Genomic DNA, 14,098 nt, shown 5'->3' with positions numbered 1-14,098 from the left:
AAGACGATGACAGTTCTGGATATTCAAATCAGCGTCGAGGCCGAAGGCTGGTCCTCGGAAGACGATCTGCTTGCCTTTGCAACGAAAGTGCTGGATGCGGCTGTCGATTTTCTGAAGCGGGAAGAGGGCCAACCCTTCCCGAAAATGCCGGTGGAACTGTCACTGGTCTTCACTGACGATGAAAATATCCGCGAGATCAATGCTGAATGGCGCGACAAGGACAAGGCGACCAATGTCTTGTCTTTCCCCGCTTTTCCGCTGGAACCGGGCGGAATGCCCGGGCCCATGCTGGGCGATATCGTCATCGCGCGCGAGACGGTTGAGCGCGAGGCCCTTGAACTTGAGAAGAGTTTCGGGGATCATCTGACCCATCTGCTCGTTCATGGGTTCCTGCATTTGTTTGGTTATGACCACATGGACGAGGAAGAAGCCGAAGAAATGGAGTCGCTTGAGACTCGCATTTTGGCACTGCTTGGCCTATCTGATCCCTACGCGGGTCAGGAGCCGCTTTGAATATTGTCTGGAGCCATGAACGAACATTCTGCACGACCTGCCAATGAGGGCAGAGAAAATGGTGAGCAGTCCTCCTCGGAGGAGGGCAGTAGTCATTTACGTCAAGACTACAATGCAAAGCCGAGAACGACGATCTGGTCTCGCATCGCACGGTTGCTGAAACCGTCTCAGGGCGAGCGCCTGCGCGAGGATTTGACCGACGCGCTGATGGACGACACCGAAATCGGTGCGGCCTTTTCGCCCGAAGAACGGGCGATGCTGAACAATATCCTGCGTTTCCGGGAGGTTCGGGTCGAAGATATCATGATCCCGCGGGTGGATATCGACGGTCTCGATCAGAACATGACGATCGGCGATGCGCTGATCCTCTTTGAGGAAACCGGCCGTTCCCGCATGCCGATCTATGACGAGACGCTGGATAATCCGAAGGGCATGATCCATATCCGCGACCTGCTTGCCTATGTCGCCAAACAGGCCCGCAACAAGCGGCGGGCCGGGTCGCGCAGCGTTGCCTATACGGAAGTGAAGGTACCCCGTTCGCCACGGCCGAATTTCGATCTGGCGCGGGTCGATCTCGAACAGACCCTCGCCGATGCGGGACTGGTGCGTAAAATTCTGTTTGCGCCGCCCTCCATGCTGGCTTCGGATCTCTTGAAGACCATGCAGGCCCAGCGAACCCAGCTTGCGCTGGTGATCGACGAATATGGCGGCACCGACGGTCTCGTCAGCCACGAGGATATCGTCGAGATGGTCGTGGGCGATATCGATGACGAGCACGACAAGGATGAGGCGATGTTCTCGCGTCTTTCGGCCGACGTGCTCGTGGCGGATGCCCGCGCCGAACTTACGGAACTGGCCGAGGCAATCGGGCCTGAATTCGACGTTAGGGAACATCTGGAAGAAATCGATACCCTCGGCGGTCTGATCTTCTTCGCGCTCGGCCGCATTCCGGCCAAGGGTGAGGTGGTCAGAGCCGTGCCTGGTTTCGAATTCCAGATTCTCGATGCGGATACACGCCGCATCAAGGGTGTCCGCATCGTGCGTGATCACGGTTCGGAAGGGCAGGATGACCGTGCACCGGGTGATGCCGGCGCCAACGAGGTGATTGCGCTGCCGGCGCCGGATGTCCGCCTCATCGCGCACCAGCAGAATGCCGACTGAATGGGATCGACGGGGATAATACCCGTCGATTTGCTTCTTTGGCTGCGATCCTGCCGTTTGAATGCCGGGTCGGCCCATGAAAAGCACAGCCGGTCATCAGGGCTTTCTCCACTCCTGTGGACTGCGAATCTTTTTTCCTTTACGTCGGGTCTGAGAGAAAATTCCGTTGCGCGGCCTTGCCGTCCGCGGGCTTTTCCGGACGCGCATAAAACGGAGATGGCATGGAGCGTCTTGCAGGCAGGGTAATGCTGGCCGGTGGCAAAAGCCGCGCAGTCATGGCGATTGCCGCAGGCGCGGTCGGTGCGCTGGCTTTGCCTCCATTCGGCTTTTTCGCGGCCTTGTTTTTGTCTTTCACCCTGCTTGTCTGGCTGGTGGATGGCTGCACCGGCAAGCCGGGCGGCGGCATCTTCAGTCGCGTCATGCCCGCTTTCGGCATCGGCTGGTGTTTCGGGCTCGGTTATTTCGTGGCGGGCCTGTGGTGGCTGGGCAATGCCCTTTTGCTGGAGGCGGATGAATTCGCCTGGGCGCTGCCGCTCGCCATCCTTGGCCTGCCCGCTTTTCTGGCGCTGTTTTACGGTTTTGCCGTTGCTGCGGCCAATATCGTCTGGTCGGATGGTCTCGGCCGTATTGCGGCGCTTGCCGCCGCATTCGGCTTTTCGGAATGGCTGCGCAGCTTTCTCGCAACCGGCTTCCCCTGGAATGCCATCGGTTACGGCATCATGCCCATCCCGGTCATGATGCAGTCCGCGCATCTGCTCGGACTTTTCAGCGTGACCACGCTGGCCGTTTTCATCTTTGCCGCACCGGCCCTGATCGGCACGAAAAAAGGCATGTGGCCGGGCCTTGCCCTGGCGGGCCTGTTGCTGGCCGGCCATTTCGGTTACGGCCTCTACCGCCTTCAGACACCGGCGGAGACACCGGAAGATGCCCTGACGGTCAGGATCGTTCAGCCGTCGATCGACCAGTCGCGCAAAATGCTGAATTCCGACCGCGCCGAGATTTTCGGTGAGCATCTGCGCCTGACGGCCCTGCCGCCGGGTGAAGGGAAGAAGCGCCCGGACATCATTGTCTGGCCGGAAACATCCGTGCCTTTCATCCTGACGCAGAACCCCGACGCTCTGACGGAGATTGCAAAGACGCTGGAAGACGGACAGGTTCTGTTCACCGGCGCCGTCAGAATGGAAGATCAGGGGGCAGGCCGCCCGCCGCGTTATTACAATTCGGTCTATGCGATCGACAGCCAGGGCGAGATCATCGGCGCGACCGACAAGGTGCATCTGACCCCCTTTGGCGAATATGTCCCCTTTGAAGGCATCCTGCGGGAATTCGGCATCGACAATGTCATCGCCCTGCCGGGGGGCTTTTCCGCCGCTTCCTCGCGTACGCCGCTCACGCTTCCTTCGGGTAAGACCTTCTATCCTCTCATCTGTTACGAGATCATTTTCCCGGGTGAGATGACGCAGGGGCTCGCCGGCTCGGCCGCCATTCTGAATGTGACCAATGATGGCTGGTTCGGCGATACGCCCGGCCCTTATCAGCATTTTCTGCAGGCGAGAGTCCGGGCCGTTGAGACGGGCGTGCCGGTGATTCGGGGTGCCAATACCGGAATTTCCGCCGTCATAGACCCCTATGGCCGCATTATCGCCGGGCTCGATTACGGTCGGGTGGGAATTGTTGACGCCACTTTGAGTGGTGGGTCAAACGACGCATTTACCTACGACACACATCGGACGTATTTCTGGTTGATTTTTTCCATCATGCTGATCGTTGCGGTATTTCCTGCCTGGAGTTTTGCTCAGCGCCAGAATTGACCGGGAACTTCCGCAATTGCATAGTGAATACGTCAGTCGTAAAACAAGTTTAGACGCTGTCGAAATGCCGGCTCATTTCTTCGAATAGTAATGAAGCGAGATATCAACCCTTTCCGAGTGTCAGGACCGCATGATGACCGAGAATAAGAAAAAGCCTAATCCTATCGACATTCATGTCGGAAGCCGAATTCGTCTTCGCAGAACCATGCTGGGCATGAGCCAGGAAAAGCTGGGCGAAAGCCTTGGAATTACCTTTCAGCAAATCCAGAAATACGAAAAGGGCACGAACCGCGTCGGCGCCAGCCGCCTGCAGAATATTTCCGCGATCCTCAATGTCCCGGTGTCCTTTTTTTTCGAAGATGCTCCCGGCGACCAGGCGGGTGGCGCAAGCGGCATGGCGGAAGCCTCCAGCTCCAATTACGTGGTTGACTTCCTGTCCTCGGCCGAGGGCCTGCAGCTGAACCGCGCATTTGTGAAGATTGCCGATCCCAAGGTTCGCCGCCGTCTCGTTGATCTCGTCAAGGCGCTCGCCGCCGAGGGAGACGCGGAGTAAGCTTTGGTGAGCGATGCCCATAAATTTTCCGGCAAGGGCGCCGGACACTCAACGGTCCGCAAGGGCCGTTTTTTTGTGCCGGATTAGAAAGGAATTCTCACATAAAGATATATTTATGTGGTTGTGTCCTTGTCTTTCATGGCCGAAATGACTAACAAACTCGAAGACCGTTCTTTGAGGGGAATCCCGCATGCGTGCCAATTATCTGTTCACCAGCGAGTCCGTGGCCGAGGGTCATCCGGACAAGGTTTGTGATCGTATTTCCGATGAAATCGTGGACCTCATTTATCGTGAAGCGGCCAAGACGGGTGTAGACCCCTGGACCGTGCGCATTGCCTGCGAAACGCTTGCGACGACCAACCGCGTCATTATCGCCGGTGAGGTTCGGGTTCCCGATACGCTTCTGAAGAAGGACAAGGACGGCAAGGTCCTCAAGGATGCCGCTGGCCATCCGGTCATCAATCCCTCGAAGTTCAAGTCCGCCGCCCGTCGGGCGATCCGCGACATCGGCTACGAGCAGGATGGTTTCCACTGGAAGACCGCCAAGATCGACGTTCTCCTGCACCCGCAGTCCGCAGACATCGCGCAGGGCGTGGATAACGCCTCCGACAAGCAGGGCGACGAGGGCGCCGGCGACCAGGGCATCATGTTCGGTTACGCCTGCAAGGAAACGCCGGACCTCATGCCGGCTCCGATCTATTATTCCCACCGTATCCTGCAGCTGCTCGCCACCGCCCGTAAGAGCGGCGAAGGCGAAGCGGCGAAACTTGGCCCGGATGCCAAGAGCCAGGTGACGGTTCGTTATATCGACGGCAAGGCCGCCGAAGCCGTATCCATCGTTCTGTCTACCCAGCATCTCGATGCAAGCTGGGATTCGAAGAAGGTTCGCGCGGTTGTCGAGCCTTATATCCGCGAAGCTCTGGGTGACCTGAAGATCGCTGACGATTGCCAGTGGTATATCAACCCGACGGGCAAGTTCGTCATTGGCGGTCCCGATGGCGATGCCGGCCTGACCGGCCGCAAGATCATCGTCGACACCTATGGCGGTGCGGCTCCCCATGGCGGCGGCGCATTCTCCGGCAAGGACACGACGAAGGTTGACCGTTCCGCCGCCTATGCCGCCCGTTACCTTGCCAAGAACGTCGTGGCTGCCGGTTTTGCCGAACGTTGCACCATCCAGATTTCCTACGCGATCGGTATCGCCCAGCCGCTGTCGATCTATGTCGATCTGCATGGCACCGGCAAGGTCAACGAAGATCAGGTCGAAGGCGCGATCCGCAAGGTCATGGACCTTTCGCCCTCGGGTATCCGCCGTCACCTCGATCTCAACAAGCCGATCTACGCCAAGACCTCGTCTTATGGCCACTTCGGCCGCAAGGCCGGTCGTGACGGCTCCTTCTCCTGGGAGAAGCTCGATCTGGTGAAGCCGCTCAAGGAAGCTTTGAGCGCTTGAAGCATTCCCGGTAAAGAGCTGCATAGCGGTTTTACGTCCGGAAAATGCATGTACGGGATATCGCCCTTGTCATTCGACGGCGATTGAGAGATACCGTCTGCACTTTTTATAACCCGCACAGCGCCACATGTGGCTCTGTGCGGGTTAAAACCATTTGTTCTTGAGAGTATGAGATGACGGAAGAGCGGCGCTCGCGCGCAACGGAAGCGTTTTTTGGCAGGCGCAAGGGAAAGCCTCTTCGCAATCAGCAGATCGATACGATCGAGAACCTGCTGCCTTTGCTGAAAATCGATCTGGAAAGCGCGCCGCCGCGTAATCTTGCCGCTCTCTTTCCCGCGGATGTAAAATCGATCCGTCTTGAGATCGGTTTCGGTGGCGGCGAACATCTTGCCCATCGTGCTGTCGAAAACCCTGAAACGGGTTTCATCGGCGTCGAGCCCTTCGTCAATTCCATGGCCAAGCTGCTCGCGGCCGTGCGCGAAGGCGAGCTGATGAATATCCGCCTTTACGATGATGATGCGACGCAATTGCTGGACTGGCTGCCGGAAGGCTCGATCGATCATATCGACCTTCTCTATCCCGATCCATGGCCGAAGAAGAAGCACTGGAAGCGCCGTTTCGTTTCTGACGTCAATCTTGCCCGCTTCCACCGCGTTCTGAAACCCGGTGGCAAGTTCTGCTTCGCGTCGGATATCGATACTTACGTCAACTGGACGCTGCAGCATTGCGCCCGGCATGGCGGCTTCGAGTGGACGGCGACAAGCGCTGACGACTGGCGCACGCCCTATGCCAACTGGCCGGGCACGCGTTACGAGAACAAGGCGAAAAAAGAAGGCCGCAGCTCGGCCTATCTCACCTTCATCCGCAGTTGATAGTCACAGGCGGCGCGAATATCAGATATTCGCGTCCACTTCCGCGGCAAGCGGAATGGAGGGCTGGGCACCCGCGCGGGTGCAGGCGAGCGAGCCGGCAACGGCAGCGCGCTTCAGCGCCTTTTCGAAATCCATTCCCTGATCGAGGCTGGCGGCAAGATAACCGCAGAAGGTATCGCCTGCGCCAACCGTATCGACCGGCTCGATCTTGAGGCCAGACGCCTTGTAGACCTTGCCGTCGCGCATGGCGATCACGCCGTCCGCACCAAGCGTGACAATCAATGTCTGGCCGGTCCTGTCATGCAGGGCCTTGAGTTCGGTTTCCCGTTCGGAAGCGGAAAGTCCGTTCTTGCCGATCAACAGTTCGAACTCGGTTTCGTTGGCGATGACGATATCGGCAAGGCCGGCAAGGCGCGGCCCGTCGCCGGTCAGCGGCGCAGTATTGATGACGGTGGTGATGCGTTTCGCCTTCGCTGTCGTCAGCGCCGCTTCGATGGCGGGCGCCGGTATCTCGAACTGCAGTATCAAAATGTCGCCTGCCGACATTTCCGCCACGGCCTTTGCGGCGTCGGATGCGGAGACTTCGCCATTGGCGGCGGGAATGACCGAGATCATGTTTTCCCCGCCTTCACCGATAAGGATCACCGCCGTTCCCGTCGGGCCGGGCGCTGTTTTGACCAATGAGAGATCGGTGCCGGCGTCGCGCAGCAACGTCAATGCCGGTGCGGCAAAGGTGTCGTCACCCGCAGCCCCCGCCATCTTGACCGTGGCGCCAGCGCGCCGTGCGGCCAGTGCCTGGTTGGCTCCCTTGCCGCCTGCGGCCGTGGAGAAGGTCTCTCCCGTCACGGTTTCACCGGGCTTGGGCAGGCGTTTGGCGGTGGCGACGAGATCCATGTTGATGGAGCCGAAAACAGTAATCATGGCGGGCATGTCCGTATAAAATTCAAGCAAGGCGGCGACTTTGCCCGAGGCGATCACTCGTCGTCAACCACCCGCAACTTGGCCGTTCCCGCCCTGTTCTCCGCAAAGCGTCGCGTTTGCTCGATTTCCCCAGGTGCGCTCTCCTTTTCGCTTGGCGAAAAATCGAGGCCCTCGATCTTTTGGCCGCGCGCCAGCACCTTGTCGGAGGAAATCAGCATCATGTCGATGTCCTTCTGCGCCAGCCCGAAATGGGCCTGCAGCTTGCGCGTCCGGTCGTCCAGCCGCCGCACATCGTCCATAAGCAGGGCGACTTCGCCCTGAATGAGATGCGCCTGCTCGCGCATGCGCTGATCCTTGAGTACGGACTGGATAACCTGCACCGACAGCATCAGCAGCGATGGTGAAACGATGACCACGCGGGCGCGGTGGGCGCGTTGCACGAGATATTCGAAATGCTGGTGAATATCGGCGAAGATCGATTCGGACGGCACGAAGATGAAGGCCGTATCCTGTGTCTCGCCGCGAATGAGGTATTTCTCGGCCACGTCGCGAATATGCACTTCCATATCGCGACGAAACTGCTGCACGGCGGCGCGTTTGGTTTCCGGTGTCTCGTCCGCCTTGATGGCGTTCCAGGCCTCCAGCGGAAACTTGGCGTCGATGACGAGTGGCGGCGCATTGTTCGGCATCTTGATGGTGCAGTCCGGCCGGTAGCCGTTCGAAAGCGTTGGCTGAAGCTGGAAGGCGCCGGCGGGAAGGGCGTCGGCAATCAGTGTCTCCATGCGCGCCTGTCCGAAAGCACCGCGCGTCTGCTTGTTGGACAGGATCGCCTGCAGCCCGACCACATCCTTCGCCAGATCCTGAATATTGCCCTGTGCCGCATCGATGACGGCAAGACGCTCCTGCAGGCGGCTCAGATTTTCATGCGTCGACCGGGTCTGTTCCGTCAGGGTTTCGCCAAGGCGCTGCGACATGCCGTCGAGGCGCTGGTTGAGCGTCTGGCTCATCTCGGTCTGGCGCGTGCCGAGCGTTTCCGCCATGGCCGCGATCCGGCCATGCAGTTCGGACTGTGTTTTCAGGAGATCGGAGATTTCGCCATCGGCACCCGCTTTTTTCGTGCGGTTCGTCGTAACCAGCCAGATCGTTGCCAGACCGAAAACCAGAGCCGCGAGCAGCGCGCCGAAACTGATATCGACGGAACCGGCACGCAGGGCTGGATCGAGGAGAACGGAGAAATCTATGCTCATGATTAAATCTAGCAGGTTTCTTGTGATTCGGAAGATCAAAACAAGAACATTCCTGCGGCGGAAATGAGTCGGGCAAGGCGGATGCCGCAGGCCGTTTTCACCCTCGTGTTTTTTATTTCCTCGGCGCGAGAGATACGTTATGGGAAGCCATGACTATCAAACCGCTTATCATTTTGCCCGATCCCGTGCTGCGCCAGCAATCGAAGCCCATCGAACAGGTGGATGCCGAAGTGCTGCGCCTTGCCGACGACATGCTGGAAACCATGTATGATGCGCCGGGCATCGGCCTCGCCGCCATTCAGATCGGCGTGGCGCGCCGTATGCTGGTGATCGACGTTGCGCGTGAAGGCGAGGAAAAGACCCCGATCGTCTTCATCAATCCGGAAATCCTCAAGGTCTCGGACGATGTCTCGACCTATGAGGAAGGCTGCCTCTCCATCCCCGATTATTACGCCGAGGTGGAGCGTCCCGCGTCGCTCACGGTGCAATATGTCGGCCGCGACGGCAAGCAGCAGACGGTCGAGGCGGACGGGCTTCTCGCCACCTGCCTGCAGCACGAGATCGATCATCTGAACGGCGTTCTCTTCATCGACCATATTTCGCGGCTCAAGCGCGACATGGTCATCAAGAAATTCACGAAAGCGGCCCGCGCAAAGATCTGATCCCTCCCCTCTGGGGGCCGGAACGGAAGACAGGGCAGGGGGCGACGATGGCTCTTCGCATCATTTTTATGGGCACGCCGGATTTTTCCGTTCCCACTCTGCGTGCATTGGTGGAGGCGGGCCACGAGGTCGTGGCCGTTTATACCCAGCCGCCGCGTCCCGGCGGTCGCCGTGGTCTCGATCTGCAAAAGTCTCCGGTGCATCAGGCGGCCGAATTGCTGGGGCTTCCCGTGCTGACGCCCGTGAACTTCAAATCTGAGGAAGATCGCCAGCGGTTCCGCGAATTTGATGCGGATGTGGCGGTTGTCGTCGCCTACGGGCTGTTGCTGCCGGAAGCGATCCTCTCCGGCACGCGCCTCGGCTGTTATAACGGCCATGCCTCGCTGCTGCCACGCTGGCGCGGTGCGGCCCCCATCCAGCGGGCGATCATGGCCGGTGATGCCGAGACCGGTATGATGGTCATGAAAATGGAAAAGGGGCTGGATACCGGCCCTGTCGCGCTAACCGCAAAGGTCGCGATCGACGAAAATATGACGGCTGGCGAATTGCACGACGGCCTGATGCTGGCAGGCGCGCGATTGATGCGGCAGGCGATGGACAAGCTGGAAGCCGGCGACCTGCCTCTCGTCACGCAGGCGGAAGAGGGCGTTGTTTACGCCGCGAAGATCGACAAGGGCGAGACCCGCATCGATTTTTCCCGTCCCGCGCAGGATGTGCACAACCATATTCGCGGCCTGTCGCCTTTCCCAGGCGCATGGCTGGAAATGGAAATCGGCGGCAAGGCGGAGCGGGTGAAAGTTCTCGCCTCCGAACTGGCAAGCGGCATGGGGGAAGCGGGTGCGGTGCTTGATGACGCCCTGACGATCGCCTGCGGCAGCGATGCCGTGCGGCTTACCCGTCTGCAGAAGGCGGGCGGCAAACCGATGTCTGCTGCCGATTTCGTGCGTGGCACGCCGGTCCCTGCCACAACGAGGCTCGGCTGATGCCACGCTTCCGCATGACCGTCGAATATGACGGCACGCCTTACTTCGGCTGGCAGAGACAGGATAATGGCCCCTCGGTTCAGGGTGCGCTGGAGGCTGCGGTCCGGTCACTGACCGGGGAGAGCGTCTCCATTCGCGGTGCGGGCCGCACCGATTCCGGCGTGCATGCCGTGGGGCAGGTCATTCATGTCGATCTTTCCCGCGACTGGGAACCCTACAAGCTTCGCAATGCCGTGAACGCGCATCTGGCCATGGCGAAAGAGGCTGTCTCTGTTCTGGATGCGGCGGCGGTGACGGAGGATTTCGACGCCCGCTTTTCCGCCATCCGCCGTCACTATCTCTACCGCATCATTTGCCGTAAGGCCCGGCTGGCGCTGGAACGCAAGCGGGCATGGTGGGTGTCGAAGGACATGGACCATGAGCTTATGCATGCCGCCGCGCAGATGCTCGTCGGTCGGCATGATTTCACCACCTTTCGCTCGGTCCATTGCCAGGCAAACAGCCCGATCCGGACGCTCGACCGGCTGGATGTGACGCGCAACGGGGACCTCATCGAAATCCGTGCGACGGCGCAGAGCTTTCTGCACAACCAGATACGCTCCTTCGCCGGTACGCTGAAACTCGCAGGCGAAGGGACAATGACGCCGGAGGATGTGCGAGCCGCGCTGGAAGCGCGGGACCGCAAGGCCTGCGGCCCCGTCGCACCGCCGGATGGCCTTTATTTCATGCAGGTCGATTATCCAGACGTAATCGAGCCTCGACGCCCGCGCATGGAGATGAGCAATGACGGTGACGATCTATCATAATCCCGCCTGCGGAACCTCGCGCAACACGCTTGCGATGATCAGGGCCTCCGGCGTCGAACCGGTGGTGATAGAATATCTGAAAACACCGCCTGCGCGAGACGAGATACGCGATCTTGCCGTGCGCATCGGGGTTCCGCTGAGGGCCCTGCTGCGCGAAAAGGGAACGCCCTATGCGGCGTTGGGGCTGCAGGATGAAACCGTAACGGATGATGCGTTGCTTGACGCCATAGAAGCCCACCCGGTCCTGCTCAACCGCCCGATCGTGGTAACGCCCAGGGGTGTGCGGCTTTGCCGGCCCTCGGAGGTGGTGCTGGAAATTCTGCCGAACCCGGATATCGGGGAATTCGTGAAAGAAGACGGCGAGATCGTCCGCTCCGGCCGCTGAAGCTCTCGGCAAAGGTCAGGTGGGATAAACGCCGAGAAAGCGCTGCAGCGCCTCCGACAGAAGCATGCCCGGCACCAGCAGCGTCATGACGATGGCGGAGACGAGCAGCGACTGGTCACGGATGAAAAACCGTACGATCCGCGAAAAGGCGAAGACCAGCGACAGAAGCAGCGCCAGCCACAGAATGGCGATCAGCCCCTGCAGGGGCGGCAGGAAGAATGCGATCAGGATCAGAACCGCATAGGCATAGGAAAACGGCAGCGACAGCCAGTTCATGGTGGTGACGAGCGGTGCGAATTTCTCCCGTGCGCCGAAGGCGTATAACAGCATGCCGATCAGCAGCAGCGGCACGATCCAGCAGATGGCCTCGACCATCGCCAGACGGAAAAAGAAGATCAGCCCGGTTCCGGTGCCCGGTGGACATCCGGCGAGGAAGGCCGCGCGCAGCCACAGCCAGGAAACCAGCATGGCGGGCAGGCACCACAGGGCGGAATAGAAGGATCGTGCCATGCCACGCTCGGTCAGATCGAGATAACGCGCGCCGGTATGGTCGCCGAGCAGCAGAAGCCACAGACCTTTCAGATAGAGCCTTACTTCACTTGCCGTCGGCATGGGCGAACCATCGTTCGATAAAGGTTTCGTAGATGCGCGTCAGTGTCTCGAGATCGGCAACCGCCACACGCTCATCGACCATATGCATCGTTTGTCCGACGAGACCGAATTCCACCACCGGGCAATAATCCTTGATGAAGCGGGCATCCGAGGTGCCGCCGGTGGTCGACAGTTTCGGCTCCTTGCCGGTAACGGCCTCAACCGCGCCGGAAAGCGAGGAGATGAGCGAATTGTTCCGCGTCAAAAAGACATGCGCCGGGCGGTCTGCCCAGACGATCTCGTATTTGACCGGGCTGCGTTCGGGACGAAGCTCGCCATTGGCCGCGGCTGCATCGAGACGGCGGATGATTTCCGCTCGCAGGCTTTCGGCTGTCCATGTGTCGTTGAAACGAATGTTGAAGGCCGCCGTCGCCCGCGCGGGGATGACATTGGTCGCGGCATTGCCGGTGTCGAAGGTCGTTACTTCCAGATTGGATGGCTGGAAGTTATCCGTGCCGTGATCGAAGGGCGGATGCATCAGCGCCTGGGTCAGCTGCAGCAGCCCGCGAATGGGGTTGTCGGCGAGATGCGGATAGGCGGCATGGCCCTGAACGCCATGGACCGTGATCCGCCCGGAAAGCGATCCGCGGCGGCCGATCTTGATCATGTCGCCCAGCTGGTCGGGATTGGTCGGCTCCCCCACGACGCAGGCGTCCCATGTCTCGCCTTTGGCAGCCGCCCATTCCAGCAGCTTGGAGGTGCCGTTGATCGAAGGACCTTCCTCGTCGCCGGTAATCAGGAAAGAAATGGAGCCCTGCGGTTTGCCGTGTTTTTCGACATGGCGGGCAATGGCCGCAACGAAACAGGCGATACCGCCCTTCATGTCCACCGCGCCGCGGCCGTACATTTCCCCGCCGGCAATCTCTGCCGAGAAGGGTGGATGGCTCCATGCGGCCTCGTCACCCACGGGGACGACATCCGTATGGCCCGCAAACATCAGATGCGGACCCTCGGAGCCGAGCCGGGCATAGAGGTTTTCCACGTCAGGCGTTCCCGCCTCGCTTGCAATCATCCTTTCAACCGCAAAGCCGAGCGGCGAAAGCAGGGTGTCGAGCAGGGAAAGCGCGCCGCCTTCCGCAGGCGTCACCGACGGGCAACGGATGAGGGCGGCGAGATTGGCAACGGGATCGGTCGTGGTCATGGTATCAGCTTTTATCAGTCGCGCAGAAGCTCGTTGATGCCGGTCTTGGAGCGGGTCTTTTCATCGACGCGCTTGACGATCACGGCGCAATAGAGGCTCGGACCCGGCTCGCCGTTCGGGAAAGGCTTGCCCGGCATGGTGCCGGCAACGACGACGGAATAGGGCGGAACTTCGCCATAGGTGATTTCGCCGGTGGCGCGATCAACGATCTTGGTCGACTTGCCGATGAACACGCCCATGCCGAGAACCGCGCCTTCGCGCACGATGCAGCCTTCAACGACTTCCGAACGGGCGCCGATGAAGCAATTATCCTCAATGATGGTCGGGCCGGCCTGCAGCGGCTCCAGAACGCCGCCGATGCCGACGCCGCCGGAGAGATGCACGTTCTTGCCGATCTGCGCGCAGGAGCCAACGGTTGCCCAGGTATCGACCATCGTGCCTTCATCGACGTAAGCACCGAGGTTGACGAAAGACGGCATCAGCACCACGTTCTTGGCCACGTAAGCCGAGCGGCGCACGACGGCATTCGGCACGGCGCGGAAACCGGCGGCACGGAACTGGTTTTCACCCCAGTTTTCGAACTTCGACGGCACCTTGTCCCACCAGGTGGATTCACCCGGTCCGCCGGTGACGATTTCCATGTCGTTGAGGCGGAAGGAAAGAAGCACGGCCTTTTTCAGCCACTGGTTTACCTTCCAGCTTCCGTCGGCCTGCTTTTCCGCCACGCGCGCCTTGCCGCTATCGAGAAGTTGAAGAGATGTGTTCACCGCATCGCGAACCTCGCCCTTCGTCGATACATTCACGCCATCGCGGTTGTCAAAGGCGGTTTCGATGATGGTTTCGAGGGAAGTGAGATCCGTAAGGCTCATGGAAAATTCCTTAAAGTCGCGTGTGGTCATGGTCACGGAAGGTCCCGCGCCGCTGGAAGGCTTTGGCCAT

General features: G+C 59.9%; 15 protein-coding genes. 10 read left to right on the top strand and 5 right to left on the bottom strand.

All coding sequences use genetic code 11. The features are described 5' to 3' along the window. Positions 1-6 precede the first annotated feature (6 nt). From ybeY to trmB, 6 genes are all read left to right on the top strand, one after another. Positions 7-513, top strand: a complete 507-nt coding sequence (gene ybeY / locus N434_RS01475; protein ID WP_065114723.1) for an rRNA maturation RNase YbeY — start codon at positions 7-9, stop codon at positions 511-513. Between the two features lie 15 nt (positions 514-528). Next, positions 529-1,674, top strand: a complete 1,146-nt coding sequence (locus N434_RS01470) for a hemolysin family protein (RefSeq protein ID WP_110755643.1) — start codon at positions 529-531, stop codon at positions 1,672-1,674. A 221-nt stretch (positions 1,675-1,895) separates the two neighbouring features. After that, complete coding sequence (gene lnt / locus N434_RS01465) at positions 1,896-3,485, top strand: apolipoprotein N-acyltransferase (protein WP_110755641.1); 1,590 nt, start codon at positions 1,896-1,898, stop codon at positions 3,483-3,485. Between the two features lie 133 nt (positions 3,486-3,618). Next, the gene (locus N434_RS01460) at positions 3,619-4,038 is read left to right on the top strand and encodes a helix-turn-helix domain-containing protein (RefSeq protein WP_065116110.1); all 420 of its coding nucleotides are present in this window, start codon (positions 3,619-3,621) and stop codon (positions 4,036-4,038) included. A 190-nt stretch (positions 4,039-4,228) separates the two neighbouring features. Then, positions 4,229-5,491: a methionine adenosyltransferase gene (gene metK / locus N434_RS01455; protein ID WP_065114726.1), complete on the top strand. Its 1,263-nt coding sequence runs from the start codon at positions 4,229-4,231 to the stop codon at positions 5,489-5,491. Between the two features lie 173 nt (positions 5,492-5,664). Beyond that, the gene (trmB, locus tag N434_RS01450) at positions 5,665-6,363 is read left to right on the top strand and encodes a tRNA (guanosine(46)-N7)-methyltransferase TrmB (RefSeq protein ID WP_110755639.1); all 699 of its coding nucleotides are present in this window, start codon (positions 5,665-5,667) and stop codon (positions 6,361-6,363) included. Positions 6,364-6,384: 21 nt separating this feature from the next. Here trmB and N434_RS01445 read toward each other — a convergent pair whose 3' ends face one another. Together N434_RS01445 and N434_RS01440 are read right to left on the bottom strand one after the other, a co-directional pair. Next, positions 6,385-7,284: a ribokinase gene (locus N434_RS01445; RefSeq protein ID WP_110755949.1), complete on the bottom strand. Its 900-nt coding sequence runs from the start codon at positions 7,282-7,284 to the stop codon at positions 6,385-6,387. Between the two features lie 53 nt (positions 7,285-7,337). Next, entirely contained in the window at positions 7,338-8,531 is a 1,194-nt protein-coding gene (locus N434_RS01440; protein WP_161991575.1) for a DNA recombination protein RmuC, read from the bottom strand. 149 nt (positions 8,532-8,680) lie between these two features. Here N434_RS01440 and def point away from each other — a divergent pair, with 149 nt between their 5' ends. Genes def through arsC form a run of 4 tightly spaced genes read left to right on the top strand, consistent with a single transcriptional unit; the run spans position 8,681 to position 11,367 of the window. After that, the gene (gene def / locus N434_RS01435) at positions 8,681-9,193 is read left to right on the top strand and encodes a peptide deformylase (protein ID WP_110755636.1); all 513 of its coding nucleotides are present in this window, start codon (positions 8,681-8,683) and stop codon (positions 9,191-9,193) included. A 47-nt stretch (positions 9,194-9,240) separates the two neighbouring features. Beyond that, positions 9,241-10,176, top strand: a complete 936-nt coding sequence (gene fmt, locus N434_RS01430) for a methionyl-tRNA formyltransferase (protein WP_110755635.1) — start codon at positions 9,241-9,243, stop codon at positions 10,174-10,176. Further along, positions 10,176-10,982: a tRNA pseudouridine(38-40) synthase TruA gene (gene truA / locus N434_RS01425; protein ID WP_110755633.1), complete on the top strand. Its 807-nt coding sequence runs from the start codon at positions 10,176-10,178 to the stop codon at positions 10,980-10,982. The genes fmt and truA overlap by 1 nt, the downstream gene beginning before the upstream one ends. Further along, on the top strand, positions 10,960-11,367 hold the full coding sequence (gene arsC, locus N434_RS01420) for an arsenate reductase (glutaredoxin) (protein ID WP_065114732.1): 408 nt from the start codon (positions 10,960-10,962) through the stop codon (positions 11,365-11,367). Before truA ends, arsC begins: the two co-directional genes overlap by 23 nt. Before the next feature lie 15 nt (positions 11,368-11,382). Here the strand turns inward: arsC and N434_RS01415 are convergent, their stop codons facing one another. The 3 genes from N434_RS01415 to dapD are packed head-to-tail and all read right to left on the bottom strand — an operon-like array spanning position 11,383 to position 14,028. Next, positions 11,383-11,979: a hypothetical protein gene (locus N434_RS01415; protein WP_110755631.1), complete on the bottom strand. Its 597-nt coding sequence runs from the start codon at positions 11,977-11,979 to the stop codon at positions 11,383-11,385. Further along, positions 11,963-13,159 (bottom strand): succinyl-diaminopimelate desuccinylase, encoded by a 1,197-nt coding sequence (gene dapE / locus N434_RS01410; protein ID WP_110755629.1) that lies wholly within the window; start codon positions 13,157-13,159, stop codon positions 11,963-11,965. The genes N434_RS01415 and dapE overlap by 17 nt, the downstream gene beginning before the upstream one ends. A gap of 14 nt (positions 13,160-13,173) precedes the next feature. Then, positions 13,174-14,028, bottom strand: coding sequence for a 2,3,4,5-tetrahydropyridine-2,6-dicarboxylate N-succinyltransferase (gene dapD, locus N434_RS01405; RefSeq protein ID WP_065114735.1), 855 nt, complete (start codon positions 14,026-14,028; stop codon positions 13,174-13,176). Between the last annotated feature and the right edge of the window lie 70 nt (positions 14,029-14,098).

Source organism: Rhizobium sp. UGM030330-04 (assembly GCF_003208455.1).
Classification (GTDB): Bacteria; Pseudomonadota; Alphaproteobacteria; order Rhizobiales; family Rhizobiaceae; genus Agrobacterium; species Agrobacterium rhizogenes_A.
Note: the sequence above shows the minus strand (reverse complement) of the source record. Positions and strands in the feature narration are given on the sequence as shown.